We start from the raw sequence: 24,470 nt of genomic DNA on the forward strand, positions 1-24,470 counted from the left end.
TTCCCCCACCCCCGCGTGTCGGCGTCGTGGCGGCGGGGTGAAGCGGCGCCCAACTCCGGTCGAGCATCCGCCGTGCCCGTCCGCGACACGCAGGCGATTCAGCGGTGAGTGAAATCGGAGCCAGCCGCCGTTTCGGGGTCGCGGGGCGGTGGAATGCGAAACCGCCCTGGCAGTAGGGGGTATGGGACCATGGTGCGGTAGGGTTTCGGACACCGGCCCAGCCATGATCAAGGCAAAGAATCTTTTCTGATCGACTTTTCCGTTAAGAGCCTTTCTTGTAGCGTTCGCAGCGTTTTGTGAAGTGAATTCATGATCGGACATTCCCGCCACAAGATCATGTAAGGACGCCGCGATGCCCCTGGCGACTGGCCTGGTCGCGGCCGCGCTCCTCGGCCTGCTGACGCTGCTGGCCTCGGCGCGGCGCGGTCGCCGCCGACACCGCTCCTCCGACGAGCATCCCGAGTCGCTGACGGCCGTCCTGGATCCCGGCGACGAGGAGTACCTCGCCTGGCTCGCCGACCACCACTGGCCCACCGACGAGTACCTCGACATGGAGCACGAGTGGCTCGGTGAGCTGGAGTCGGCCGAGCCGGCCGAGCGCTACGAGTCGCCGATGTGCCCCCAGTGCAACCTCCGCCGCGAGGACGTGTGGCCGTGTCCGCGATGCGGAAGGCTCCTGCACTCCTCCTGCGGGCACGGGATGCGGCGCAGGCGCGTCGAGCGCCCGTACCGCACCCACGCGGCCAACCCGGAGGCGGTCATCGCGGAGTGGATCTGCACGGGCTGCACATCGGTCGTCGGGCTGGACGTCGACCACGGTGACGAACCGGACGGCGGCCTTCTGCACTGAACGTCCCGCGATGCCCGATCTTGAACCTATTTACACGGGACCGAAGGTAAAGAATTTGCCATCTACTTGCATATTTCGGACGAGCGGCGGCAGGCTTCAACTATGTCCTTAATCACTGAGGACACGTGGAGGAAGCCGTGACCGTCCGAAGCAGTCCCGACTGCACGCACCAGCCGCCCTGCCCGACGCCGGACGCGCTGGACCGCGAGGCCGCCCGCATCGTCGCCAACCACCCCGAGCAGGGGTGGAGCCTGCTGTGCAACGGCATCGTGGTCTTCGAGGACACGGGCGAGCTCCTCCCGGACGGCCGCGTGATCGCGCCGCACCGTCCGACCACCGCCGCCTAGGCGCCGCCGGCGGCCGTCCGCGCCTCTCCTCCCGGGGCCGGGTCGATCCGTATCGGCACTCCGTTCAGCCATGCCATCCCCGCCAGCCGTTCCAGGTCCGCGGGATCCGGCGAGGCGAGCAGGTTCACGTTCGCGCCACCGGCCGCGTTGGCCGTGCGCCACCCGCCCCGATGCCCCCATCCGTGCGGGACGGCGACCACTCCCGCCGCCATCTCCTCGGTGACCCGCGCGGGGATCTCGATCGACCCGTGCGGCGAGGAGATCCGGCAGAGCATCCCGTCCTGGACGCCGTACCGCGCGGCGTCCTGAGGGCTGATGCGGGCCGTATGCGCGCGTCCTCCTCGCATGAGCGTGGGCGCGTTGTGCATCCAGGAGTTGTGCGAGCGGATCTCGCGCAGGCCGATCAGCCGGAGGGGGTAGCCGTCGGGCGGCCCGGGGGCGGCCTTCAGCCGCGCCACCTCCTCGACGATCTCCGGCGGAGCGAGGTGCACCCGCTTGTCCTTGTGCAGGACGCGGCGCCGCAACGTCCCCGTCCGGTGGTGCTCCCGGAGCACGACCCCATGCGGGGCGCTCCTCAGCCCGCGCAGGCTCAGCCCGCCGCGCCGCAGCCCGTACCAGTCGCCGAGCGGCCCGGTGCGGAGCAGCATGTCCGCCAGGAAGCGGGGCGAGGGGCGGAGCCCGAAACGGTGCGCGAGCCGCTGCGCGCGGAACGAGCCGACGCCGAGGCGCATCCGCCGGGCGAGCCCCTCGATGATCTCCCATTCCTGGCGGGCCTCGCCGCGCGGCGCGACGACCCGCTCCGTCCATGTCACATACGGGGTGAGGTGGTTCTGCAGGAACGGCAGGGGGAAGTCCTCGCGTTCCAGGAACGTGGTGGCGGGCAGGATGTAGTCGGCCTTGCGGCCGGTGTCGCTGACGTAGAGGTCGATGCAGACCAGCAGGTCCAGATCGTCCAGGGCGGCGTCGAGCGCGGCCGCGCCCGGGACGCTCAGCAGCGGGTTGCCCGCCGAGACGAGCAGGGCCCGCAGCCGTCCGGGGCCCGGCGTGGTGATCTCCTCGGCCATCACCCCGGCGGGGAACGTGCCGAGCACGTCCGGATAGCCGCCCACCCGCGACCGGCTCCTCCCGTAGGAGGCGAGGCCCGACAGCCGCAGGATCTCCTCCGTCCGCAGCGGGGACGCGCCGAACACCGCGCCGCCCGGCCGGTCGAGGTTGCCCGTGACCAGCGTGACCGCGTCGATCAGGAACGCGGTGAGGGTGCCGTGGCGGCCGAGGCAGGTGCCCGTCCGACCGTAGACGACGGCGCTTCCGGCGGTGGCGAGGTCCCGCGCGAGGTCCCGGACGACGGTGGCCGGGACGCCGCTGCGTTCCGCCGTGTCCTCGGGCGGGAAGCCCTCCGCCAGCCTCCGCAGTTCGCCGACGCCCTGGGCCTGCCGGGAGCAGGACGCGGCGTCCTCCAACCTCTCGGCGAAGATGACATGCAGGAGCGACATCAGCAGCCACGCGTCGCCGTCCGGCAGGAGCGGGAGGTGCTCGTAGGCACGCGCGGTCTCAGTACGGCGCGGATCGGCGACCACCACGCGCCCGCCCCTCCGGACGATCGCCGACAGGTCGTCGCGTATGCGCGGCGCGGTGATGATGCTGCCGTGCGACACCAGCGGGTTCGCGCCCAGCATCAGCAGCAGTTCCGTGCGTTTGAGGTCGGGGATGGGCACCAGCACCGGCGCCCCGTACAGCAGCGCGCTCGCGGCGAACCGGTTGTTCACGTCCTGCGACCCGGCCGAGTACAGGTGCGGTGACCCCAGCGCGGACATGAACCCGTGCATCCACACCGGATGGCTGTAGGAGAACGTCGCCGGATTGCCGAAGTACCAGCCGATGGACTTCCCGCCGTGCCTCGCGCGGAGGGCGTTCAACCTCCGCGCTATGTCGGTGAGCGCCTCGTCCCAGCCGACGCGCTCGAACCCGCCGTCCGCGCGCCGCCGCAGCGGATACAGGACGCGGTCGGGGTCGTTCTGCACCTCCGCCATGGCGATGCCCTTGGGACAGGCGAACCCTCGGGACAGCGGATGCGCCCCGTCCGGGCGGATCCGGGCGACCGCGCCGTCCTCGACGGTGACCTCCAGCCCGCACAGCGGCTCGCAGATCCGGCAGTAAGTGAACGCTTGCGCCATGGGGCCGATTATGCCGTACCCGCGTGTCGTGGCCCCCAGGCGACGGGATCACGTTCAGCCTTGGAGAGGGCCACGGCGCCCGGGGGGCCGAGGGGCCGATCGACCCCGACCGGGTCTGCATGTCGGGCTCCCCAACGGCAGATCACCCGGGTAGCGTTCAACTGTTTTGCTACTTACGCAAGAATCGTGTGGAACTCGACCGCGAAAGGACGGGGTGGTGTGATCACAGTCCTGGTCCTCGTATCACTGGTCGCCCTGTTCGGCCTGTGCCTGCCCAACCTGTTCCGCCCGATGGCGCCCTCCGCGTCCGACCCGTGCTCCGCGCCCGACCCGTACGGGATGCCCGACCCCTACCCGGCGTCCGAGCCGTACGTTTCGCCTGACCCCGGAAGCGTGTCCGATTCCGGCCCCGCGCCCGAACTCGTCCCCGGGCCCGTGTCCACCGACCTTCCCGCCGTCCATCCCGAGTCGATGACCGCCGAACTCGACCCCGGCGACGAGGAGTACCTCGCCTGCCTCGCCGACGAGCTGTGGCCCGACGACGAGTACCTCGCACCGGAGCCCTCCAACGACGGCGAGGAGGAGTCGGGCGGGAGCGACGCGCGCCTGTGACCCGCCCGCGACTCGCCGTCCACCCCGCGTAAACCTCCGGTTCACGCGAGCCGTCCTAGGCACGTCGGGTGCTCCCCTCGACACGCACGGTTCGACACGCACAGTCGGCCGCGGAACGGAGCCCCCGGCACGCCGGACGCAGGATCCGCTCCGCCTGGGACGCAGCGAGGAACGATGACCCTGCAGAACACGCCGCACCCGGAGTACGTCGGGGCCGAGGTGGACCCGGGAGACTCCGCGCGGATCCTGCGCCTGACGAGACTCTTCCTCAAGGGCGGGGAGACGGTCCTGGCGTTGGCGACGACGGTCAAGGCCCTTCCGACCCTCACCCACGTCGCCGTCACCGACCGGAGGATCCTCGGCTTCGCGGCCGCGGAACTCGCAAAAGAAGGCCCCCGGCAGGAGATCCTCCTGACGGACGTCGCATCCGTGGACACCCGCAAGTCCTACAAGGAGCGCTGGTTCCTCGTCGTCCAGGACGGGACGGGGGCGGAGACCGACTTCGGCGACCTGCACGACCGGGACGCGCCGGTCATCCGGCGCCTCATCGAGCGCCAGGCCCGTCCCACACCGCCCGCCCCGAACCAGCCCGCACCCGCACCCGCGCCCGCGCCCGCGCCCAGCCGGCCCCTCCGGGACCAGCCCGCGCCCAGCCGACCTGAGCCGCCCCGGCAGGCGCCCGGCCTCCCCGCGCCCGCACCGGCGCCCCCGCAGCCCTTCACGTGGGCTCCGGAGCCGTCCGGCTGGCGCTACAACCCGCCGCCCACGTGGCCGCCGCCCCCGGCGGGCTGGACGCCCCAGCCGGGGTGGCAGCCGGACGCGAGCTGGCCGCCCGCGCCGCCCGGCTGGCGGTTCTGGGTGCCGGAGGTCCCCCTGGCCCGCCCGCCCGCCGCCGGGGGCCGCACCGTCCCCGCGTTCGGCCGGAAGCAGCGCATCGAGGAGCTGGAGGCCGAGAACGCGAGCCTGCGCGACTGGCTCGAACGCCTCGGCGCCCTGGAGGCGCCCCGGTTGGCCGAGGAGATCGAACGGCTCCGCTCCGAGACGGAGGAGGCGCGCCGCGAGCGGGACGAGACGCGCGCCGAACTCGAACGGCTGCGGCAGGGCATCGTCGAGACGCGGGATCTGGAGCTCCTCCAGGAGGCCGGCGTCTACGAGTACCAGCACCCGCTCGCGGACGTCGTCGCGTACAAGGCCGAACTGGCGCGGGTGAAGGACGGCATCAAGGCCATGGCCCGCAACGGGACGGCGGTCATCGGTGCCACGAACTGGACCGTGAACGGCTCGGCCGCTCAGGGCGGGAAGATGGTCCGCGACTTCTCCCGCCTGATGCTGCGCGCCTACAACGCCGAGGCCGACAACCTCGTCCGGACGATGCGCCCGTACAAGCTCGCGTCGGCGATCGAGAGGCTGGACAAGAGCGCGCAGACGATCGAGCGGCTGGGCAAGACGATGGACATCCGCGTGAGCCCGAAGTACCGGGAGATCCGCTTCAAGGAACTGCGCCTCACCGCCGACCATCTGGCCAAGGCCGAGGAGGAGAAGGAGCGGATCCGGGCCGAACGCGAACGCCAGCGGGAGGAGGAGAAGGTCCGCAAGGAGATCGAGCGGGAGAAGTCACGGCTGCTCAAGGAGCGCTCGCACGTGGAGTCGGCCCTGGCCCGCCTGGAGGCGAAGGGGGACGCGGCCGGTGCGGCGGACCTGCGCTCCAAGCTGGCCGACGTGGAGTCGGCCATCAGCGACGTCGACGGCCGCGCCGCCAACGTCCGCGCGGGGTACGTCTACGTCATCTCCAACATCGGCGCGTTCGGCGAGCGCATGGTGAAGATCGGCATGACGCGGCGGCTGGAGCCGATGGACCGGGTCCGCGAACTCGGCGACGCCTCCGTCCCGTTCCGGTTCGACGTGCACGCACTCATCTTCAGCGACGACGCGGTCGGCCTGGAGAACAGCCTCCACCAGGCGTTCGCCGAGCAGCGCGTCAACCAGGTGAACCCGCGGCGGGAGTTCTTCTACGCCACACCCGCCGAGGTGCGGCGGGCGCTGGAGCGCATCTCGGGCAACCACCTCCTGGAGTACACCGAGGTCCCGGAGGCGATCGAGTTCAGGACGAGCCGCGGCGCTCGGACGTGAGGCCCGCCGCGCCGAGGAACTCCGTGACCGCCGAGGCCACCCCCGCGACGTCGTCGTCGTGGATCCAGTGGCCGCGGCCCGGGAACTCCACGTAGGACGTGCCGGGACGGCGCTCGGCCATCTCGCGGGCGAGCGCCGTCGGCAGCACGAAGCTCCCGGTGCCGTGCATGAGGAGCGCCGGGCAGCGGACGGCGAGCCACTCCGTCCAGTACTCGCCCAGGAGCAGTTCCTCCGACCGGAACACGCCCTCGTGGTCGAACGGCAGCCCCCAGCCGTCGGGATACCGGATCGCGCCTTCGAGGAAGTAGGCCGGGTCGGGGATGCCCTCGCCGATGACGGCGGCGCCGAGGTCCATGAGGGTGGCGGTCCGCCGCGTCCAGGGCCGGGTGTCCAGGACGGGGGGCTCCACCACGACGGGCGCGTCCTCCAGCACCAGGGCCCGCACCAAATCGGGATGCCTGGCGGCGAGGTGGAAGGCGACCACACCGCCCATGGAGTGGCCGTAGAGGACGACGGGCGCCATGTCCCGGTCGCGGACGAACGCGGCGAGGTCGGCGACGTAGGCGTCGACGCCGTAGTCGTCGCGGTGTGCCGCGTGGCCGTGGCCGCGCTGGTCGACGGCGGTGACCCGCACGCGCCCGGCGAGCGCGTGGGCGAGGGACGCGAACGTGCGAGAGCTGCCGAAGTGGCCGTGCACCGCGAGCATCTCGACGCCGTCCCCGCCGAAGTCGGTGAACGGGGTGGGATTGCGGGACACGCGGCCTCCTCTATCCGGGGTGACGGCCGTTCACCCTAGCCGGGCGCCCCCATTAGGGTCAGCCCGTTTTCGGCCGCGTGCGGCGGCACGCGGAACTGGCGCCGAAGCACCGGCGCCGTGGGGCGCGGAGTCGTAGCATCCAGGGTGGAGCGGCGGCGTCCGGACGAAGCCGAACGGGACGGATCACGGCGGAAAACTGTTCCCGGCTAGCGTCCGCGGAGACCGTCCTCCGGCGACACCGCGCGCAGAGAGCAGACATGGGCACAGCCGCAGCCGAGCACGCCGACCGTGGCCACCCCGAGCCCCCGGAGGCCGGGCCGACGGTGCCCCGCATGGTGCTCGGCGCGCAGCTGCGGCGGCTGCGCGAGGCCGACGGCTACAGCCTGGAGGAGGCGAGCGCGGCCGTCAGCCGGCCCGAGGAGTGGATCAGCGGCCTGGAGCTCGGGCGGATCCGGCTCAAGCTCCGCGAGGTCGCCGACCTGTGCGCCGCCTACGGCGTCACCGACCGCGCCGCGTGCGCGACGCTGCTCGGGCTCGCCCGCCAGGCGAACGTGCCGGGCTGGTGGGCGGCCTACCAGGACGTGATCCCGCCGTGGCAGGAGCCCTACATCGGCCTGGAGCAGTCCGCCAGCGTGATCCGGATGTATGAGACGCAGACCGTCCCGGAGCTCCTCCAGACCCCCGCCTACGCGCGGGCCCTGCTGGCCGGGCGGCGGCCCCCGGCGGCGACCGAGCGGCTCGTCCGGCTGCGGACGCGGCGCCAGGCGATCCTGCACCGCTCCCGGCCCGCGCGGCTCTGGGTCGTGATCGACGAGGCGGCGCTCCGCCGCACGTTCGGTGGCGGTCCTGTGGCCTTCGCGCAACTGGAACATCTCCTCGACGTCTGCGACCTGCCGCACGTGACGATCCAGGTGGTGCCGCTCGAACTCGCGTCCCCGCCCGTGCCGGGCGGGTCGTTCACGCTGCTGCGGCCGCCCGAGCCGGAACTGCCCGACGTCGTGTACCTGGAGCGGCTCAACGGCGCGGTCTACCCGGCGGAGGAGGACGCGGTGATCTCCTACTGGCACGTCATGAACTGGCTCGTGGTGAAGGCGGCGCCCGCGCGGGCCACACCGTCGATCCTGCTGGGCCTGCTCCGCGACCTGTGATGCTCACTCCGCGACCTGTAATGCTTACAATGCCCAACAAAGCACTGATGTGGACCGCGGTTCGGGATCACGGCCTACGGTGTCCGCCCTTCAGAACGAGACAGGACGGCTCTGCGGACCGCCCCTCCCCGTTCGCCCGGTCCGGCTGGCAGCATGACTGACGGAGACCAGAGGTCCGGACCCACGGACGACGAGGGCGACCCAGACATGAGCGACACCGGTTCACGGCCCGCGGGGCCGGACGACTTCATCGCCGAGCTCAACGCGTTCTACGAATCCTGCAACCGGCCTCCCTACCGCAAGCTCGCGGAGATCTCCGAGCACCTGGGCGAGCTGTACGGGCGGCGCGGACTGCCCGTCCTGTCGGCGACCGCCGTGTTCGAGGTCCTCGCGGGCCGCCGCAAACGCGCGCCGACCTCCGCCTGGGTGGCCAGCTTCATCCTGTGCTGCCAGCGGCGGGCCTGGGAGACGGGCGTCCGCTCGTCCGACCCCGGCATCGGCACGCTCCCGCACTGGCAGTCGCGGCTCCGAGCCGCGCAGGGTGCCCCGCCCGAACGCGCGGCCCCGGCGGCCGAGGGCTCCGCGCCCGCGCCGCGGACGGCCCCCGAGGCGCGCTCCCCCGTCCCGCTCCGGCTGACGGCGCCGCAGCGGGTGACGATCGCCGACTACAAGGAGCACGGCCGCGAGCTGCTCGACCGGGCGCAGGAGGGCGACGCCGACGCCGTCTACCGGATCGCGGTGCTGCTCGGCACCGACCCCACCCGCGGCGCCGAGGCGGTCGCGCTGCTGATCGACGCGGCGGCGGGCGGCCATCCGCAGGCGCTCGACCTACTGGACGCCAGCCCGAACGGGCTCGACCCGCGCCAGGCGGCCGAGCACGCCCACCGGCTGGGCGAGTCGGCGCCGACGCGGGACGCGGCGCTCGCCTACTACCAGGCGGCGGTCGGCGGCGGCCGGTTCGAGACCGCCTTCAAGATCACCGAGATCCTCCAGGAGGCGGGCGACGGCCCCCGGCGCTGAGGGCCGCCCGGCAGCGGGCGAGCGCAGGGTCAGGGCTTGCGGCCCATGCCGCAGAACGCGTCGACCTCCTCGGGCGGCTCGCCGACGGTCACCTCGGGCCGCCAGCGCGTCACCGAGACCACCCCGGGCTCCAGCAGTTCGAGGCCGTCGAAGAAGCGGCGGATCCGCTCGGGCGAGCGCAGCACGAGCCCCGCGTTGCCCTCCGCGTTCCACAGCTCCACGATCCGGTCGGACGCGGCGCCGTGGATGACGTTCGTCCCGTCGTACATGGCGAAGTGGCTGCCGGACGGGAGCGCCGCCAGCAGCCGCCGGACGATCGACTGGGCCTCGTCGTCGTCGGTGATGAACTCCAGGATGCCCATCAGCGTGAGCCCGATCGGCCGCGTGAAGTCCAGCGTCGCGGCGGCGCCCGACAGGATCAGCTCGGGCTCGCGCAGGTCGGCGTCGATGTAGGCGGTCGCGCCCTCGGGCGTGCTGGTCAGCAGCGCCTGCGCGTGCGCGAGGACGAGCGGGTCGTTGTCGACGTAGACGATCCGCGACTCGGGCGCCGCCCGCTGCGCGACCTCGTGGGTGTTGTCGACCGTGGGCAGTCCCGTGCCGATGTCGATGAACTGGCGGATCCCGACCTCGCGGGCCATGTGCCAGACCGCCCGGTTGAGGAACAGCCGGGACGCGCGGGCCAGGCGCGCCACGTCCGGGAGCAGTTCGAGGATCTGGTCGCCGACCTCGCGGTCCACGGGGTAGTTGTCCTTGCCGCCCAGCCAGTAGTTCCAGATCCGCGCCACATGCGAGACGCTGGTGTCGATCTCTGGCCCGTGGTCGCTCATGCGCGCTCCCTTGTCCGCCGAGGCTCCCCCATCCTGACCCGGAAGCGGCCATGGCGACAGGAGTTTCGGGTCCTGTCGCCGCAGTCGGTCAACCTCCATGAACTGCCGGAGCATCAGCGCCGCCACCACCGCCGCGATCGGGACGTTGATCCAGAACACCCGGCGCCGGCCCGCGGCATCGACCGCCGCGCCGCCGAGCAGCGGACCGGCCGCCCCCGCCACGCCGCTCATGCTCGACCAGGCGCCGACCGATCGGCCCGATCTGGGTGACCGCGCGCGCGAACCCCCGCGTTCGCGCCCTCGCCGACACCGCCGCGGACCTCGCGGCAGAATCCGGCCGCCCGGATTCGCGAGGCGGACGGCTCGGGGCGACGGCCGCCGGAATTCGTCTCCCGGTCGGGGAGCGCCGCAGCCGAGATCCCCTGTCGGCAATCGCCTGCCCGCCCCGAACCTGTCACCGGCCGATCGCTTCCCCTCGCAGGGCGCGCGGTTACTTGAGGAGCTGGCGCGCGATGACCATTCGCTGGATCTGGTTGGTCCCCTCGTAGATCTGCGTGATCTTCGCGTCGCGCATCATCCGCTCGACCGGGAACTCCCGCGTGTATCCGTAGCCGCCGAGCAACTGCACCGCGTCGGTCGTCACGTCCATCGCGACGTCCGAGGCCAGTGCCTTGCACGCCGACGACACCAGCGTGAGGTCGGGAATGCGCTCTCCCCGCATGGCGCGCTCGGATTTCACCGCCGCGTGATAGGTCAGCTGGCGCGCGCCCTCCAGCCGCATGGCCATGTCCGCCAGCATGAACTGCACGCCCTGGAAGTCGGATACCGGCTTGCCGAACTGGCGGCGTTCCTTGACATATCCGATCGCGAAGTCCAGCGCGCCCTGAGCGATTCCGAGCGCCTGCGCGGCGATCGTCACGCGCGTGTGGTCAAGGGTGGCCAGCGCCGTTTTGAAACCCGTGCCCTCGGCGCCGATCCGCCGCCATTCGGGAACGCGCACGCGCTCAAGGATCACCTGCCGCGTCGGCGACCCCTTGATGCCGAGCTTGCGCTCCTTCGGGCCGAACGAGACGCCCTCGTCGTCGCGGTCGACGACGAATGCGGAAATGCCCCGGGCGCCCGCGCCGGGGTCCGTCACCGCCATCACGGTGTAGAAGCGCGACTCCCCCGCGTTCGTGATCCAGGTCTTCACGCCGTCGAGCACATAGGCGTCGCCGTCGCGCACCGCGCGCGTGCGCATTCCCGCCGCGTCCGACCCGGCCTCCGCCTCCGACAGCGCGTAGGAGAACATCGCCTCGCCCGCCGCGAGCGAGGGCAGGCACCACCGCTTCAGCTCCTCCGAGCCCGCCAGCAGCACCGGGACCGACCCCAGCTTGTTCACGGCCGGGATCAGCGACGAGGACGCGCAGACGCGCGCCACCTCCTCGATCACCAGCACCGCCGACAGCGCGTCCGCGCCCGCGCCGCCGTAGGGCTCGGGCACGTGGACGGCGTGCATCCCGTTGTCGACCAGCGCGTCGAGCGCCTCCCTCGGGAACCGCGACTCCTCGTCCACGTCGGCCGCGAACGGCGCGATCTTGGCCTCGGCCAGCTCCCGGACCGTCGCCCGCAGCAGCTCCTGCTCCTCCGACAGCGCGTACGTGGGAAGGTCGCTCATCGTTCCTCCGCGTGGCCGTACGATCACCGGCCGCGTTACTTTGACGGCAAATATTTGGACGCCAAAGTATGCGGAGCGGCGGCACCCCGTCAAGACCGCCGCCGCCCCGCCGCCGGGACCCGGCACGCCACCGGGCCCCGCCGCTGCCGGGGCAGGATTCGAACCCGCATGACGTGATCCAGAATCACGCATCCTGCCCTTGGATGACCCGGCATGGCGTGCCGCCCAGAGGAGTCGAACCTCTATAACCGGGGTAAGAGCCCGGTGTCCTCCCGGTTGAACGAGAGCGGCGTCGTGCCCCGGCGGACGGTGGCGTCCGTTCCGCCTGGGCACAGGCGGACCAGCCGGGGGTCGTTACTCCCGCCGGTCCAGTCCAGAGCCGCACCCGGGAATCGAACCCGGTACTCCTGGTTGGAAGCCAGGTGCCTCACCATTTCGGCTTGTGCGACAAATGCCGGGCGCCATCGCCCCGCGTCGAAGACGGCATGAGAAAGGCCGCCGGGATATCTCCCTGGCGGCCTCCGGTGGAGCCTGGTGGCCCTATCCAGAGACGCCTCGGAGGGCGAAACGACCGCCCTGGGAACGAGACCCGAAGGTCTGCGCCTGCCTGCTCTTCACTTCGGCTCCCTTCCGCTCGGTTCGACACTCTTATGGTGCGCCCTGTCGCCCGATGGGGCAACGGGTTTTTCCTCTCCCTAGGACGCGGCGGCGCCGCGACCGGTTCCACGCGAAGGGGGAGGGGCCGAAGCCCCTCCCCCGTCGCGAACCGGCAAACGGTACGCCGGCGGCCGATACGCGACTTCCGAGCCGGGCGGCCGCGCGAGGGGGTCAGCAGCCGACCGAGGACTCGGAAAGGCAGCGTGACGACACTGATGATCGTGCCGATGATCGCATTGAGCGCTGCGGTGATGCGGCGCATGAGACATTCACTCCTTCGCTCGTCCGTCACCCGGCCTTTTACCCTCACATCACGTTCTAACCGGGGTGCGTGCCGATGATGGCGGTGGCGTACGCCTCGTCCGGGCGCGCGACCTCGGCGACCAGCCCGCCCTCGGACACGACCGCGACCGCCTCGGGAACCTGCCGCTCGCCGGTCTCGAACAGCAGGATCCCGCCGGGCGCGAGCCATGCGCGCGCCTCGGCGGCGACCCGGCGCAGGACGTGGAGACCGTCCGCGCCGCCGTCCAGCGCCACGTTGGGCTCGTGGACCCGGGCCTCGGCGGGCAGCAGGCCGACCTCGTCCGTCGGGACGTAGGGCACGTTGGCGAGCAGGACGTCGACGCGGCCCTTCAGCCCGCCCGGGAGCGGCTCGTACAGGTCGCCCTCGTAGACGTGGCCGGACGCGCCGACGTTGCGGCGGGCACACCGCACGGCCGCCGCGTCGATGTCGGCGGCGTGCAGGTCGCACGCGCCCAGGGATGCCGCGAGCGCCAGCCCGAGCGCGCCGGAGCCGCAGCACAGGTCGACCACGACGGGGCGGCGCGTCCCGCCGCGAAGGACCCGCGGGGCACGCGACGCGGCCTGCTCCACGAGGAACTCGGTGCGGCGCCGGGGGACGAAGACGCCGGGGTCCACGGCCACGCGCAGGCCGCGGAACTCGGCCCAGCCGAGGACGTGTTCGAGGGGCAGGCCGCCGGCCCGCCGCTCGACCATGGCGGCCAGCTCGTCCGGGGTGCGGGCGGCGTCGAGGATCAGCCGCGCCTCGTCCTCGGCGAAGACGCAGCCCGCCGCGCGGAGCCTGGCGGCGACGGACACGGAGAGGGGTGATGACATGGGTGCCTTCCGGAACGCACGTGGGTGCTCCCCGGGCGGCTAGGCCCTGCGGTGCGGAGGCGGGAGCACCCGGCCTGGTCGGGCAGAGACGGGTCTCACCTCCTCGGCGGGTCCGGCAACGACATCGGGAACTTTATCGCGGCGGGCGCAACGCCGACGAGTCCGGCGGTGTTGGAGGGACATGAGCATCTACGCGGACAGGGTCGCGCGGGGCGACTGGGAGGCGCTCGGCCGGGAGGTGGACGCCTACGGCTGCGCACTGACGCCACCGCTCCTCGACAAGGACGAATGCGCCGGTATCGCGGCCCTGTACGACGAGGTGGGACGCTTCAGATCGACCATCGACATGGAGCGCTACCGGTTCGGCGCCGGGCAGTACCGGTACTTCGCCGAGCCGTTCCCCGAGGCGGTCGCGGAGCTGCGGGCGGCGCTGTATCCGCGGCTGCTGCCCATCGCGCGCGAGTGGGCCGGGCGGCTCGGACGTCCCGCGCCCTGGCCCGGCACGCTGGAGGAGTGGCTCGGGATGTGCCACGCGGCGGGCCAGGCCAAGCCCACCCCGATCCTGCTGCGGTACGGCCCGGACGACTGGAACGCGCTGCACCGCGACCTCTACGGCGACCTGGTGTTCCCGCTCCAGGTCGTGATCGGCCTGGACGAGGCGGGCGCCGACTACACCGGCGGAGAGTTCCTGCTGGTGGAGCAGCGGGCGCGGGCCCAGTCGCGCGGGACGGTGACATCGCTGCCCCAGGGGCGCGGGCTGATCTTCACGACGCGGGACCGGCCCGTCCGGACGAAGCGGGGCTGGTCGGCCTCGCCGGTCCGGCACGGGGTCAGCGTGGTGCGCTCCGGCCACCGGCGGACGCTGGGCCTGGTCTTCCACGACGCGGCCTGAACCGGCGGTCCGAACTGTCGGCGCGCCCGCCTAAGGTGTGTTCCGATCCGGCCTCACTCGCCAAGGCACGGCCTGCGTCCCGAGCCGCCAGGCGAGGGAGGTGGGCCGGGACGTCATGGACACGCCGGGCTTCATGGACACGACGGGGGCGGGACGGATGTCGGGGCTGAAGGCCGACTGCGCGCGTTGTTTCGGGTTGTGCTGCGTGGCGCTGCCGTTCGCGCGGTCCGCCGACTTCGCGGTCGCCAAGGACGCGGGAGAACCCTGCCACAACCTGCTGGCGGACTTCCGCTGCGGCGTGCACGGCAAGCTGCGGGAGCTGGGCTTTCCGGGGTGCACGGCCTTCGACTGCTTCGGAGCGGGCCAGAAGGTGTCGCAGGAGACGTTCGGCGGCCGCGACTGGCGTCGGGGCGGCGGCCGGGAGATGTTCGCGGTGTTCCCCGTCATGCGGGGGCTGCACGAGCTGCTGTGGTACCTGACGGAGGCGCTCGGGCTGCCTGCGGCGCGTCCCGTCCACGGGGAGCTGCGGCGGGCGGTGGAGCGCGTCGAGCTGATCACGCGGGGCACGCCCGGTGAGCTGGTCGCGGTGGACGTGGCGGAGCTGCGCGAGCGGCTCAACCCCCTGCTGCTGCGGGCGAGCGAGCTGGCGCGCGGGCCGGGCGGCGCGAACCTGCGCGGCGCCGACCTGGCCGGGGAGCCGCTGCGGGGCGCCGGTGAGCTGCGCGCGGCGTGCCTGCGCGGCGCCCGCCTGATCGGGGCCGACCTGCGCGGCGCCGACCTGCGGACGGCCGACCTCACCGGCGCCGACCTGCGGGGCGCCGACCTGCGCGGGGCCGACCTGCGGGGCGCCCTGTTCCTCACGCAGGCGCAGGTCGACGCGGCGGTGGGCGACGCCGCCACACGGCTGCCGGACGCCCTGCGCCGCCCCCGCCACTGGGGGTGATGTCGTTTAGGCCCTGGTCCTGGGGGCATGTCCCGAACCCATGTCATTCGGGGGGGTCACGTGGGGCGGGTCAGATGGTGGGGCACCGGTCTCGTGGCGCTCGTGTTACTCGTCCTCGGGGCGGGGCTTCCGCTGCTGGACGCCGCGCTGGGCGACGGGAAACGGCCGATCAGGCCGGGGACGGTGCTGTCGGTCGGGACGGCGCGCGACGGCGTGCGCCCGGTGTCGTTCGCGGTGCCCGCGGCGGGGTGGGCGCTGGACGAGGAGCGCTCGGCGCTCGGCAGCGGCGCCGAGCTGACCAGTGACGAGGTCGTCTTCAACGTCAGCGTGGTCGTGCCGCTGGCGCCGCTGGACGCCCGCGCGCTCTGGGACGGGCTGGGGCGGATCGTGTCGGTGCGCGGGACGACGCGGCTGGGCGCCGGGCCGTCCGCGATCACGACCCCACACGGCCTGCGCGGGCTGACCGGCCGCCTCGCCGGGGCCGGTCGCGCCGGGACCGCCACGGTGTTCGCCCGCGCCACGCGCGGCGCGACCGTGACCGCGTGGGGCCCGCCCGAGGCGTACCTGCGGGCGGCGGCGCAGGTCGAGGCGATGGTACGGACGATCCGGATAGCGCCGTGACCGATCGCGCCGCGATCCAGCGCGGCGTGACGACCCGTCCGGCGTTCTGGCTGTGGGCCGCCGCGTGCCTCGCGGGCGCGTGGGTGGCCCTCGACCTCCTCGGGCCGCGGGTCAGGGCGTTCCCGGTGGGCGCGGTCGCGGGGCTGGTGCTGCTGGCGCCCGCGCTCGCGGCGGGGGTCTGGCTGCTGCGGCGGCTGCATCCGGTGCGGTCGCGGCCGCTCGGCTACGCGCTGATCGCGGTCGGCTGGGGCGGCCTCGCGGCGTTCGGCCCGGCGCTGCCCGCGAACGCCGCTTTCCAGGCGGTGCTCGGCGGGACGGCGGGCGCGGAGTTCACCGCGACCTGGGGCGCGGCGATCACGGCGCCGGTCAACGAGGAGATCCTGAAGCTGCTCGGCGTGGCGGTGCTGGCGCTGATCGTCCCGCACGCGGTGCGCGGCGCGCTGGACGGCTTCGGCTTCGGCGCGCTGGTGGGCCTCGGGTTCCAGATCTCGGAGAACTTCCTGTACGTGCTGAACACGATCGTGCTGACCGGGGCGACCCAGGACGCGAGGGCGGCGTTCTTCTCGTTCGGGAGCCGGATGATCGGCGGGGCGTGGTGGAGCCACTGGGCGATGACGGCGATCGCCGGGGCGGGCCTCGGCCGCCTGCTGGGCCGCCCGTCCCGGACGGGTGTGGCGGTCGCGTGCGGCGCGCTCGTGGTGGCGATGGCGCTGCACTCGTGGTGGGACGCGCCGGTGCTGGCGGGCGTGGCGCTGCTGCCGGTGAAGGGGGCGCCCATCCTGGTGGCGGCGATCGTGGCCTACCGGATCGCCCGGTACCGGTATCTGACCGGGTTCCGGCGGGCGGCGCGGGAGGAGACGGAGCGGGGCGTGCTCGTGCCGGGCGAGGGGCACGTCCTCACCTACCGCAAGTGGCGGCGGAAGGAGCGGTGGGACGTGCCCGCGGGCGAACCCCGGCGGCTGCTCGCCAGGCTCCGCGCCGCCCAGCTGGAGCTGCTGGACGACCGGCTCGGCGGCCTGGAGCCGGACCCGGGCGCCGCCGACCGGCTGCGCGGCGACATCCGGGACCTGCGGCGCCGCCTCAACGCGTCCCAGCGGCCCGCGCCGGCCTGAGCGCGGCCAGGGCGAGCGCGGCGGCGCAGGCGGCGGACGCGGCGAACAGCGCGGATCCGAACCCGCCGGAGCCGTCGGGGACGAACGCCCCCATGATCGCGACGCCGAGGGTCGCGCCGGACTGCCGGACGGCGTTGAGCAGCCCCCCGGCGGCCCCGGCGGTGCCCTCGGGCGCGGCGGCGACGACGGCCGTCGCGAGGGCGGGCAGCGCGAACGACACCCCGAACCCCGTGCCGAGCAGGCCCGCGACGAGCACCGGGTAGGGCGCGGAGGCGAGCAGCGCGGCGCCGAGCGCCGCCCCGCCGGCGGTGAGCAGGGCCAGCCCCGCGAGGACGGGCGGGCGTGGCCCGGTCCTCGCGACGATCCGCCCGGTGACCAGGGGGTTGAACGCGAACGGCAGCGTCATCGGCAGGAACGCCAGCCCGGTCTCGAACGCGCTCAGCCCGAGGTCGCGCTGGAACGCCAGCGGCAGGACGAACAGGACCCCGGTCATCGCGAAGTTGACCGCCGCGCCCGCCAGCAGCGCGGCGGGCATCCCGGGCGTCCGCAGCACGGCGGGCACGAGGACGGGCGCGGCGCTGCGGCGCTCGGCCGCCGCGAACGCGGCGGCGGCGAGGGCGGCGCCCGCCGCCGACCAGGACGCGTGGACGGCGGCGCCGGAGCCGAGCGCGATCAGCGCGTCGGTGAGCAGGCCGAGCGCCGCGCAGGCGAGCACCTGGGCGACCGGGTCGATCGCCCGCGTCCCGCGCGGGCAGCGGACCTCCCGCCCGGCGACCAGCACGAGGACGGCGGCGGCGACCGGCACGTTGATCAGGAAGATGGCGCGCCAGCCCGCGAGGCCGACCAGCGCGCCGCCCGCGAGGGGCCCGGCGGCGAGCGCCGCGCCGCTGGTCGCCGCCCACGTCGCCACGGCCCTCGCCCGGTCGGCGGGCGCCGGGTAGAGCCGGGTGATCATGGCCATCGACGCGGGGACGCAGGCCGCGGCGGCGGCCCCGAGCAGGGCCCGGAGCGCGACGAGCGTCCCGAGGCCGGGGGCGAGCGCGGCGGCCAGCGAGCCGAGGCCGAAGGCGGCGGCGCCCACCCGGAACACGCGGTCGGCGCCGAGCCGGTCGGCCACGGCGCCCGCCGACAGCAGCAGCGCGCCGAAGACGACGGTGTAGCCGGTGACGGCCCATTGCAGCCCGGCGGTCGAGGCGTGCAGGGAGCGCCCCAGGTCGGGCTCGGCGACCGACAGGACGGTCGTGTCGAGCAGCACCATGAAGTAGCCGAGCGAGATGCCGAGGAGCGCCCGCCGGCGGCGCGCGGTGGCGGCGGGCGGGAGCGGAGACTGGAGGACGGAACCCATGGCCGCCAGTCTCGGAACCCGGCACGTCCCGCTCCACCGGCGTCCCCGCATGCGGCGTTCGGAATATCCGAACGCCGCGCGGAGGTTGCGCCCGGCATGGAGTTGCGCCAGCTACGCACGTTCGAGGCCGTCGTCGCGCACCGGACGGTCACCGAGGCCGCCAACGCGCTCGGTCTCGCGCCGTCGTCGGTGTCGGAGCAGGTCAGGGCGCTGGAGCGGTCGCTCGACGTGCCGCTGTTCGAGCGCGGTCCGAAGGGCATGCGGCTGACGCCCGCGGGCGAGCGCCTGCGGGAGTGGGCGGGACGGCTGCTGCGGCAGGCGGAGGAGGCCCGGCTGGACGTCGCCGGGACGCGTCCGCCGCTGCGGCTCGGGGCGCTGGAGACGATCGCCGCGACGCACGTGCCGGGCGTGCTGGCCCGGCTGGCCGAGCGGCGGCCCGGCCTGCGGGTGGAGGTGCGCGCGGACGCCGCCCGCGACCAGCTCCTGGACGCCGTCGCCGCGGGCGACCTGGAGGCGGCGCTGCTGCTGGACTCCGGCCCGGGTCTCGGCGGCCTCGGCTTCGCGACCCCGCCCGCGCCGCTGGACTTCCTCGACCTGGAACCGGTCCCGCTCGCGCTCGTCGCCGCGCCCGGCCACCGGCTCGCGGACGCGGCGCGCGTCGGCCGCGCCGACCTGCGCGGCGAGCGGCTGCTGGTCAACGTGCCCGCCTGCTCGTTCTGGCTGGCCGGTGAGCGGCTGTTCGGCGACGGCGTCGAGCGGGTGCGGGCGGGCAGCGTGACCGTGATGAGCTCCTGGGCCGAGCGGGGACTGGGCGTCGCGCTCGTCCCGGAGTTCGCCGTCCGGGACCGGATCGCCGCCGGGGCCCTGGCCCGGCTCGCGGTGGACGCGCCCGACCTCAGCCTCCGCCTGGTGTGGCGCGCCGACCGGGAGTCGCGGCCCGACCTGCGCGCGATGCTCTACGCGGCGGGCTCTCCCGATCCGGAGGTCGCGTCGCGAGCGTGACGGCGTTCGCGGTGACGATCGCGAGGATGCCGAGCCACTGCGTCCAGCCGAGGGTCTCGCCGAGGACGAGCAGGCCCGCCGCGGCGGCCAGCACGGGGTTGACGCTCATGAAGACGCCGAAGAGGCGGGCCGGGACGCGGCGCAGCGCGAGCAGGTCGGCCAGGAACGGGACCGCCGACGACAGCACGCCCGCCGCGCCCGCGCAGGCCAGCGCCCGCGCCGTCGGCGGGTCGTGGACGAGCGCCACGGCCCCGATCGGGACGAACAGCAGCCCCGACAGCCCGGCCGCCGCCGCCGAGCCCTCGACGCCCGGCAGCGAGCGCCCGATGGACCGGTTGAGCAGGATGTAGGAGGCCCAGCAGCACGCCGCGAGGAGCGCGAGCCCGAGGCCGAGGAAGTCGGAGGCGGGCTGCGGCCGGGTCAGCGTGACCACCCCGGCCGCCGCCCCGAGCGCGCAGCCGAGGTCGACGCGGCGCCGCGTCCCGGCGAGCGCGACAGCGAGCGGGCCGAGGAACTCCAGCGTGACGGCGAGGCCGAGGCCGACGCGGTCGACGGCGGTGTAGAGGGACAGGTTCATCGTCGCGAACACCGCCGCGAGCGCCAGCACGGGCCGCCACCGGCCGCCGGCGAACGTCCGGGGGCGCGGGCGTCCGACGGCCAGCAGCACGGCGGCGGCGACCCACTGGCGGACCGCGACCACCCCGGCCGGGCCGATCACCGGGAACGCCAGGGCGCCGACCGCCGCCCCGGTCTGGTTGGACGCGGCGCTCGCGAGCATCGTCGCCACCCCGGCCCAGCGGGCGCCCTCGGGAGGAGCGGTGCCGTTCGTCATGCCCCGAGCATGCGTCCGCCCCTCACATGCACAAAATGCATACATAACAGGATCTATACGCTGTACGTATGGAACTGGAACTGCGGCAGCTCCGCGTGCTCGTCGCGATCGTCGACACGGGCACGTTCACCGACGCCGCGATCGAGCTGGGCGTCTCCCAGGCGGCGGTGTCGCGGACCCTCGCAGCGCTGGAGCGGACCCTGGACGCGCGGCTGCTGCGGCGCACCAGCCGCAGCGTGACGCCGACCGCCACCGGCGCGCGGGTGCTCGCGCGGGCGCGGCGGCTCCTCGCCGACGCCGACGACCTCGTCCGGGACGCGGCGACCGGGCGCACCGGCCTGCGGATCGGCTACGCCTGGGCCGCGATGGGGCGGCACACCGTCGCCTTCCAGCGGCAGTGGCCGCGCCGGTGGCCGCACATCGACCTCCAGCTCGTCCGGACGAACTCGGCCACCGGCGGCCTCGCGGAGGGCGCCTGCGACATCGCGGTCGTCCGCACGGCCCCCGACCCGCGCCGGTTCGAGGACGCCGTCGTCGGGCTGGAGCGGCGGTACTGCGCGATGGCCTCCGACGACCCGTGGGCGCGCCGCAGGTCCGTCCGGCTGGCCGACATCGCCGGTCGGACGCTGCTCATCGACCCGAGGACCGGCACGACCACGCTCGACCTGTGGCCGCCCGGCGCCGGGCCCGCCACCGAGCGCACGACCGACATCGACGACTGGCTCACCTCCGTCGCGTCCGGCCGCCGCGTGGGCGTCACCGCGCGGAGCACCGTCGAGCAGTACCGGCGGCGCGGCGTGGTCTACCGGCCGGTACGGGACGCCGCGCCCATCGCCGTCCGCCTCGCGTGGTGGCGGGACGACCCGCATCCCGCCGTCCCGCACGCCGTCGAACTGCTCACCGGGCTGTACCGGGACACCTGACCCGGTCCGCTGTTTGCCCTCCCCCGCCACGGGTACCGCACGCTGCGGAAACTCGGCTCGGCCAGGGGGAACGAGATGGCGGGACGGAACGGCGGGTCGACCACCTGGAGGCTGACCGAGGACCTCGCGCGCTGGACGGACGACCGGCTCGGCGGAGCGGAGTTCCTGCGCAGGAACCTCCGGAAGGCGTTCCCCGGCCACTGGGCGTTCCTGCTGGGCGAGATCGCGCTGTACTCCTTCACCGTCCTGTTGATCACCGGCGTCTTCCTGACGCTGTTCTTCGAGCCGGTCTCCTCGGAGATCATCTACAACGGCTCGTACGCGCCGCTGCGCGGGGTGCGGATGAGCGAGGCGTACGCGTCCACGCTGCGCATCTCGTTCGACATCCGGGGCGGGCTGCTGATCCGGCAGATCCACCACTGGGCCGCCAACGTCTTCCTCGCCGCGATCAGCGTGCACCTGCTGCGGATCTTCTTCACCGGCGCGTTCCGCAAGCCCCGCGAGATCAACTGGCTGATCGGGGTCACGCTGTTCACGCTCGCGCTGGCCGAGGGCTTCGCGGGCTACTCGCTGCCCGACGACCTGCTGTCGGGCACCGGCCTGCGGATCGCGCAGGGAATCATGCTCTCGATTCCCGTCATCGGCACCTATGTCAGCATGTGGGTGTTCGGCGGCGAGTTCCCCGGCCAGGACTTCATCCCGCGCCTGTTCACCGTCCACATCCTGCTGATCCCCGGGATCCTGCTCGGCCTGATCACCGCGCACCTGATGATCCTCTGGCACCAGACGCACACCCAGTTCCCGGCCCGGGGACGCCGCGAGCTGACCGTCGCGGGGCACAAGACGTGGCCGCACTTCGCCGCGCAGAGCACCGCCTACTTCCTGTACACCTTCGGCGTCCTCGCGCTCATGGCGACGGTCCTCCAGGTCAACCCGGTCTGGCTGTACGGCCCCTACGACCCGGCGCAGGTGTCGATCGGCTCGCAGCCCGACTGGTACGTCGGGTTCCTGGAGGGCGCCCTGCGGATCACGCCCCCGATCTCGACGACCGTCGCCGGGCACACCGTGCCCTGGAACGTGCTCCTCCCGACCGTCGTCCTGCCGGGGGTGTTCTTCACCTGCATCGCGCTGTATCCGTTCCTGGAACGCTGGGCCACCGGGGACGACCGGGTCCACCACCTGCTCGACCGCCCGCGCAACGCCGCCACCCGCACCGCGATCGGCGCGGCGGTCATCGCCTGGTACGGCGACCTGTGGGCGGCGGGCGGCAACGACGTCCTGGCCCACACCTTCGGGTTCAACCTGTACGGGACGACGTGGTTCTTCCGCGTCGGCTTCTTCGCGTTCCCGCTGCTCGCCTTCGCGATCACCCGCCGCGCCTGCCTGAGCCTGCAACGCCGCGACCTGCGCGTCCGGGAGGAGGGCGTGGAGAGCGGGCTGATCTCGCTGACCCCGGGCGGCGCGTTCACCGAGCGGCACGAGCAGCCCTCGGACGACCGGGAGGCCGTCCTGCTGGCCCGGCGCCCCGAGGAGCTGGTGGCGTCCTACCCGAGGCACATCATCCCGCTGCCGACCCCGTCGCGGGCGCGCGCGCAGATCCACACCCGGCTCAACCGGTTCTACTTCAACTACCAGAGCGAGTCCTACGGCGGCGGGCAGGGCGACCTCAGCGGCGACGGCTCCCCCGCCGAATGGGACGGCGAGGCCAAGGCGAAGAAGCGGGAGAAGCGGCGGTAGGGCGCGCGTGCTCGACCGGGGGCAGCGCGGGCTCGGCCTCCCGCGGCGGGAGCTTCGGCGGATAGTGCAGGTCGAACGCGGGCCGCATCGACCTGATCCGCGGCATCGCCGTGAAGTTGTGGCGGGGCGGCGGGCACGAGGTCGCCCACTCCAGCGACCCGCCGAACCCCCACGGGTCGTCGACGCCGACGTGCTCGCCGTGCCGGTGCGTCCGCCAGATGTTCCACAGGAACGCGAAGGTGGAGGCGCCGAGCACGAACGACCCGATCGAGGAGACCAGGTTCAGCGTGCCGAACCCGTCGGCGTAGTCGGCGACGCGCCGCGGCATGCCCTCCGCCCCCAGCCAGTGCTGGACGAGGAACGTCGTGTGGAACCCGGCGAACAGCGACCAGAAGTGGATCCTCCCCCAGGTCTCGTCCAGCCGCTTGCCGGTCATCTTCGGCCACCAGAAGTAGAAGCCGCCGAACATCGCGAACACGACGGTGCCGAACAGGACGTAGTGGAAGTGGGCGACGACGAAGTAGGAGTCGGTGAGGTGGAAGTCCATCGGCGGGGAGGCGAGGATCACCCCGGTCAGCCCGCCGAACAGGAACGTCACGAGGAACCCGAGCGCCCACAGCATCGGCGTCTCGAAGCTGAGCTGGCCCTTCCAGACCGTCCCGACCCAGTTGAAGAACTTGATGCCGGTCGGCACCGCGATCATGAAGGACATGAAGGAGAAGAACGGGAGCAGCACCTGCCCGGTCGCGAACATGTGGTGCGCCCACACGGTCATGGACAGGCCCGTGATCGCGATGGTCGCCGCGACCAGCGCGAGGTAGCCGAAGATCGGCTTGCGGGAGAACACCGGCAGGATCTCGGTGACGATCCCGAAGAACGGCAGCGCCACGATGTAGACCTCGGGATGGCCGAAGAACCAGAACAGGTGCTGCCACAGCAGCGCTCCCCCGTGCTGGGCGTCGTAGACGTGGGCGCCGAGCCTGCGGTCGGCCTCCAGGGCCAGCAGCGCGGCGGCGAGCACCGGGAACGCGACCAGCACCATCACGCTGGTCAGCAGCACGTTCCAGGTGAAGATCGGCATCCGGAACATCACCATGCCGGGGGCGCGCATCGCGATGATCGTGGCGACCATGTTCACCGCGGTGAAGATCGTCCCGAACCCGGACAGCACCAGCCCCATCACCCACAGGTCGCCGCCGTGGCCGGGCGAGTAGGTGCCGGAGGTCAGCGGCGAGTAGGCGAACCAGCCGAACGCCGCCGCGCCGCCCGGCACGAGGAACCCGAACAGCACCATCGCCGCGCCGAGCACGAACAGGTAGTAGCTGAGCGTGTTCAGCCGGGGGAACGCCACGTCCGGCGCGCCAATCTGGAGCGGGACGATCACGTTCGCGAAACCGGCGAACAGCGGCGTCGCGAACAGCAGCAGCATGATCGTGCCGTGGATCGTGAACAGCTCGTTGTAGCGCTGGTCGCCCACCACCTGGAGCCCCGGCCCGGCCAGCTCGGCGCGCATCACCATGGCCATCAGCCCGGCGACGAGGAACAGCGTGAACGAGGTGGCGAGGTAGAGGTGGCCGACGACCTTGTGGTCGGTCGTGGCGAGCACGTCGGCGAAGCGCGTGCCCTTGCGGTGCCGCTCCAGCACCTCGGCGACGCCGGTGTCCCGCCCGCCCTGAACGACCGTCATCCGGCCTCCCCCGCTCGTCCGTCCCCTGACTGGGGGCTAACCGGGAGGCCCCGCTTCAAACGCTTCGTGACGACCGAGCGT

At 73.3% G+C, this 24,470-nt stretch carries 22 protein-coding genes and 3 tRNA genes; 13 read left to right on the forward strand and 12 right to left on the reverse strand.

From position 1 onward, the window contains the following. Window positions 1-352: 352 nt before the first annotated feature. Window positions 353-850, forward strand: coding sequence for a hypothetical protein (locus GNZ18_RS21555; protein WP_246250114.1), 498 nt, complete (start codon window positions 353-355; stop codon window positions 848-850). Between the two features lie 137 nt (window positions 851-987). Beyond that, entirely contained in the window at window positions 988-1,197 is a 210-nt protein-coding gene (locus GNZ18_RS21560) for a DUF5999 family protein (protein WP_156218330.1), read from the forward strand. On the opposite strand, the gene GNZ18_RS21565 is transcribed toward GNZ18_RS21560, so the two are convergent. Further along, a complete protein-coding gene (locus tag GNZ18_RS21565) occupies window positions 1,194-3,371 on the reverse strand; it encodes a molybdopterin-containing oxidoreductase family protein (protein ID WP_156218331.1) in 2,178 nt (725 codons plus the stop codon). The two genes, GNZ18_RS21560 and GNZ18_RS21565, sit on opposite strands and share 4 nt — an antisense overlap. A 219-nt stretch (window positions 3,372-3,590) precedes the next feature. Between GNZ18_RS21565 and GNZ18_RS21570 the strand changes: the two genes are divergently transcribed. Together GNZ18_RS21570 and GNZ18_RS21575 are read left to right on the forward strand one after the other, a co-directional pair. Continuing rightward, window positions 3,591-3,983 (forward strand): hypothetical protein, encoded by a 393-nt coding sequence (locus GNZ18_RS21570; RefSeq protein WP_156218332.1) that lies wholly within the window; start codon window positions 3,591-3,593, stop codon window positions 3,981-3,983. Window positions 3,984-4,157: 174 nt separating this feature from the next. Next, window positions 4,158-6,113, forward strand: coding sequence for an SNIPE associated domain-containing protein (locus tag GNZ18_RS21575; RefSeq protein WP_156218333.1), 1,956 nt, complete (start codon window positions 4,158-4,160; stop codon window positions 6,111-6,113). On the opposite strand, the gene GNZ18_RS21580 is transcribed toward GNZ18_RS21575, so the two are convergent. Next, the gene (locus GNZ18_RS21580; protein ID WP_216651398.1) at window positions 6,085-6,870 is read right to left on the reverse strand and encodes an alpha/beta fold hydrolase; all 786 of its coding nucleotides are present in this window, start codon (window positions 6,868-6,870) and stop codon (window positions 6,085-6,087) included. The genes GNZ18_RS21575 and GNZ18_RS21580 overlap by 29 nt on opposite strands. Before the next feature lie 257 nt (window positions 6,871-7,127). On the opposite strand from GNZ18_RS21580, the gene GNZ18_RS21585 reads away from it, so the two are divergent. Both GNZ18_RS21585 and GNZ18_RS21590 read left to right on the forward strand, forming a co-directional pair. Then, window positions 7,128-8,018, forward strand: coding sequence for a helix-turn-helix domain-containing protein (locus GNZ18_RS21585; RefSeq protein WP_156218334.1), 891 nt, complete (start codon window positions 7,128-7,130; stop codon window positions 8,016-8,018). A 207-nt stretch (window positions 8,019-8,225) separates the two neighbouring features. Then, on the forward strand, window positions 8,226-9,038 hold the full coding sequence (locus GNZ18_RS21590; protein ID WP_156218335.1) for a hypothetical protein: 813 nt from the start codon (window positions 8,226-8,228) through the stop codon (window positions 9,036-9,038). 29 nt (window positions 9,039-9,067) lie between these two features. Here the strand turns inward: GNZ18_RS21590 and GNZ18_RS21595 are convergent, their stop codons facing one another. The 7 genes from GNZ18_RS21595 to GNZ18_RS21620 form a co-directional block, all read right to left on the reverse strand. Then, window positions 9,068-9,865, reverse strand: coding sequence for an SAM-dependent methyltransferase (locus GNZ18_RS21595; protein WP_156218336.1), 798 nt, complete (start codon window positions 9,863-9,865; stop codon window positions 9,068-9,070). 490 nt (window positions 9,866-10,355) lie between these two features. Beyond that, window positions 10,356-11,522 (reverse strand): acyl-CoA dehydrogenase family protein, encoded by a 1,167-nt coding sequence (locus GNZ18_RS21600; protein WP_156218337.1) that lies wholly within the window; start codon window positions 11,520-11,522, stop codon window positions 10,356-10,358. A gap of 143 nt (window positions 11,523-11,665) precedes the next feature. Next, window positions 11,666-11,736 (reverse strand) — tRNA-Gln (locus GNZ18_RS21605). Between the two features lie 5 nt (window positions 11,737-11,741). Further along, window positions 11,742-11,813, reverse strand: a tRNA-Lys gene (locus tag GNZ18_RS21610). 86 nt (window positions 11,814-11,899) lie between these two features. Beyond that, window positions 11,900-11,971, reverse strand: a tRNA-Gly gene (locus GNZ18_RS21615). Further along, window positions 11,950-12,441 (reverse strand): LPFR motif small protein, encoded by a 492-nt coding sequence (locus GNZ18_RS44055; RefSeq protein ID WP_376766278.1) that lies wholly within the window; start codon window positions 12,439-12,441, stop codon window positions 11,950-11,952. The genes GNZ18_RS21615 and GNZ18_RS44055 overlap by 22 nt, the downstream gene beginning before the upstream one ends. A gap of 56 nt (window positions 12,442-12,497) precedes the next feature. Further along, entirely contained in the window at window positions 12,498-13,295 is a 798-nt protein-coding gene (locus GNZ18_RS21620; RefSeq protein WP_156218338.1) for a putative protein N(5)-glutamine methyltransferase, read from the reverse strand. 181 nt (window positions 13,296-13,476) lie between these two features. Between GNZ18_RS21620 and GNZ18_RS21625 the strand changes: the two genes are divergently transcribed. The 4 genes from GNZ18_RS21625 (at window position 13,477) to GNZ18_RS43235 (ending at window position 16,863) form a co-directional block, all read left to right on the forward strand. Then, the gene (locus GNZ18_RS21625; protein ID WP_156218339.1) at window positions 13,477-14,187 is read left to right on the forward strand and encodes a 2OG-Fe(II) oxygenase; all 711 of its coding nucleotides are present in this window, start codon (window positions 13,477-13,479) and stop codon (window positions 14,185-14,187) included. 115 nt (window positions 14,188-14,302) lie between these two features. Further along, window positions 14,303-15,130, forward strand: a complete 828-nt coding sequence (locus tag GNZ18_RS21630) for a pentapeptide repeat-containing protein (RefSeq protein ID WP_246250116.1) — start codon at window positions 14,303-14,305, stop codon at window positions 15,128-15,130. A 60-nt stretch (window positions 15,131-15,190) separates the two neighbouring features. Then, window positions 15,191-15,751: a hypothetical protein gene (locus tag GNZ18_RS40875; RefSeq protein WP_173390846.1), complete on the forward strand. Its 561-nt coding sequence runs from the start codon at window positions 15,191-15,193 to the stop codon at window positions 15,749-15,751. Further along, a complete protein-coding gene (locus GNZ18_RS43235; RefSeq protein ID WP_173390847.1) occupies window positions 15,748-16,863 on the forward strand; it encodes a PrsW family intramembrane metalloprotease in 1,116 nt (371 codons plus the stop codon). Before GNZ18_RS40875 ends, GNZ18_RS43235 begins: the two co-directional genes overlap by 4 nt. Here GNZ18_RS43235 and GNZ18_RS21640 read toward each other — a convergent pair. Continuing rightward, the gene (locus GNZ18_RS21640) at window positions 16,832-18,208 is read right to left on the reverse strand and encodes an MFS transporter (protein WP_156218341.1); all 1,377 of its coding nucleotides are present in this window, start codon (window positions 18,206-18,208) and stop codon (window positions 16,832-16,834) included. The two genes, GNZ18_RS43235 and GNZ18_RS21640, sit on opposite strands and share 32 nt — an antisense overlap. Before the next feature lie 96 nt (window positions 18,209-18,304). Between GNZ18_RS21640 and GNZ18_RS21645 the strand changes: the two genes are divergently transcribed. Beyond that, window positions 18,305-19,210 (forward strand): LysR family transcriptional regulator, encoded by a 906-nt coding sequence (locus tag GNZ18_RS21645; protein WP_156218342.1) that lies wholly within the window; start codon window positions 18,305-18,307, stop codon window positions 19,208-19,210. Here the strand turns inward: GNZ18_RS21645 and GNZ18_RS21650 are convergent. Beyond that, entirely contained in the window at window positions 19,104-20,042 is a 939-nt protein-coding gene (locus tag GNZ18_RS21650) for an EamA family transporter (RefSeq protein WP_216651399.1), read from the reverse strand. The two genes, GNZ18_RS21645 and GNZ18_RS21650, sit on opposite strands and share 107 nt — an antisense overlap. A gap of 68 nt (window positions 20,043-20,110) precedes the next feature. On the opposite strand from GNZ18_RS21650, the gene GNZ18_RS21655 reads away from it, so the two are divergent. Both GNZ18_RS21655 and qcrB read left to right on the forward strand, forming a co-directional pair. After that, window positions 20,111-20,965, forward strand: coding sequence for a LysR family transcriptional regulator (locus GNZ18_RS21655; RefSeq protein ID WP_156218343.1), 855 nt, complete (start codon window positions 20,111-20,113; stop codon window positions 20,963-20,965). Window positions 20,966-21,040: 75 nt separating this feature from the next. Then, window positions 21,041-22,702, forward strand: a complete 1,662-nt coding sequence (gene qcrB / locus GNZ18_RS21660) for a cytochrome bc1 complex cytochrome b subunit (RefSeq protein ID WP_156218344.1) — start codon at window positions 21,041-21,043, stop codon at window positions 22,700-22,702. On the opposite strand, the gene ctaD is transcribed toward qcrB, so the two are convergent. Further along, window positions 22,632-24,389, reverse strand: coding sequence for an aa3-type cytochrome oxidase subunit I (gene ctaD, locus GNZ18_RS21665; RefSeq protein WP_156218345.1), 1,758 nt, complete (start codon window positions 24,387-24,389; stop codon window positions 22,632-22,634). The genes qcrB and ctaD overlap by 71 nt on opposite strands. Between the last annotated feature and the right edge of the window lie 81 nt (window positions 24,390-24,470).

The sequence above is a fragment of the Actinomadura litoris genome, assembly GCF_009733595.1.
Taxonomy (GTDB): Bacteria; Actinomycetota; Actinomycetes; order Streptosporangiales; family Streptosporangiaceae; genus Spirillospora; species Spirillospora litoris.

Bases quoted from the DNA above. Each gene is read 5' to 3' on its own strand.
- GNZ18_RS21565 (WP_156218331.1), bottom strand. From the start codon at position 3,371: ATGGCGCAAGCGTTCACTTACTGCCGGATCTGCGAGCCGCTGTGCGGG.
- GNZ18_RS21655 (WP_156218343.1), top strand. From the start codon at position 20,111: ATGGAACTGGAACTGCGGCAGCTCCGCGTGCTCGTCGCGATCGTCGAC.
- GNZ18_RS21645 (WP_156218342.1), top strand. From the start codon at position 18,305: ATGGAGTTGCGCCAGCTACGCACGTTCGAGGCCGTCGTCGCGCACCGG.
- GNZ18_RS21595 (WP_156218336.1), bottom strand. From the start codon at position 9,865: ATGAGCGACCACGGGCCAGAGATCGACACCAGCGTCTCGCATGTGGCG.
- GNZ18_RS21575 (WP_156218333.1), top strand. From the start codon at position 4,158: ATGACCCTGCAGAACACGCCGCACCCGGAGTACGTCGGGGCCGAGGTG.
- GNZ18_RS21600 (WP_156218337.1), bottom strand. From the start codon at position 11,522: ATGAGCGACCTTCCCACGTACGCGCTGTCGGAGGAGCAGGAGCTGCTG.
- GNZ18_RS21590 (WP_156218335.1), top strand. From the start codon at position 8,226: ATGAGCGACACCGGTTCACGGCCCGCGGGGCCGGACGACTTCATCGCC.
- qcrB (WP_156218344.1), top strand. From the start codon at position 21,041: ATGGCGGGACGGAACGGCGGGTCGACCACCTGGAGGCTGACCGAGGAC.
- GNZ18_RS21650 (WP_216651399.1), bottom strand. From the start codon at position 20,042: ATGACGAACGGCACCGCTCCTCCCGAGGGCGCCCGCTGGGCCGGGGTG.
- GNZ18_RS21620 (WP_156218338.1), bottom strand. From the start codon at position 13,295: ATGTCATCACCCCTCTCCGTGTCCGTCGCCGCCAGGCTCCGCGCGGCG.
- GNZ18_RS44055 (WP_376766278.1), bottom strand. From the start codon at position 12,441: ATGCGCCGCATCACCGCAGCGCTCAATGCGATCATCGGCACGATCATC.
- GNZ18_RS21585 (WP_156218334.1), top strand. From the start codon at position 7,128: ATGGGCACAGCCGCAGCCGAGCACGCCGACCGTGGCCACCCCGAGCCC.
- GNZ18_RS21555 (WP_246250114.1), top strand. From the start codon at position 353: ATGCCCCTGGCGACTGGCCTGGTCGCGGCCGCGCTCCTCGGCCTGCTG.
- GNZ18_RS21625 (WP_156218339.1), top strand. From the start codon at position 13,477: ATGAGCATCTACGCGGACAGGGTCGCGCGGGGCGACTGGGAGGCGCTC.
- GNZ18_RS21630 (WP_246250116.1), top strand. From the start codon at position 14,303: ATGGACACGCCGGGCTTCATGGACACGACGGGGGCGGGACGGATGTCG.
- ctaD (WP_156218345.1), bottom strand. From the start codon at position 24,389: ATGACGGTCGTTCAGGGCGGGCGGGACACCGGCGTCGCCGAGGTGCTG.
- GNZ18_RS21640 (WP_156218341.1), bottom strand. From the start codon at position 18,208: ATGGGTTCCGTCCTCCAGTCTCCGCTCCCGCCCGCCGCCACCGCGCGC.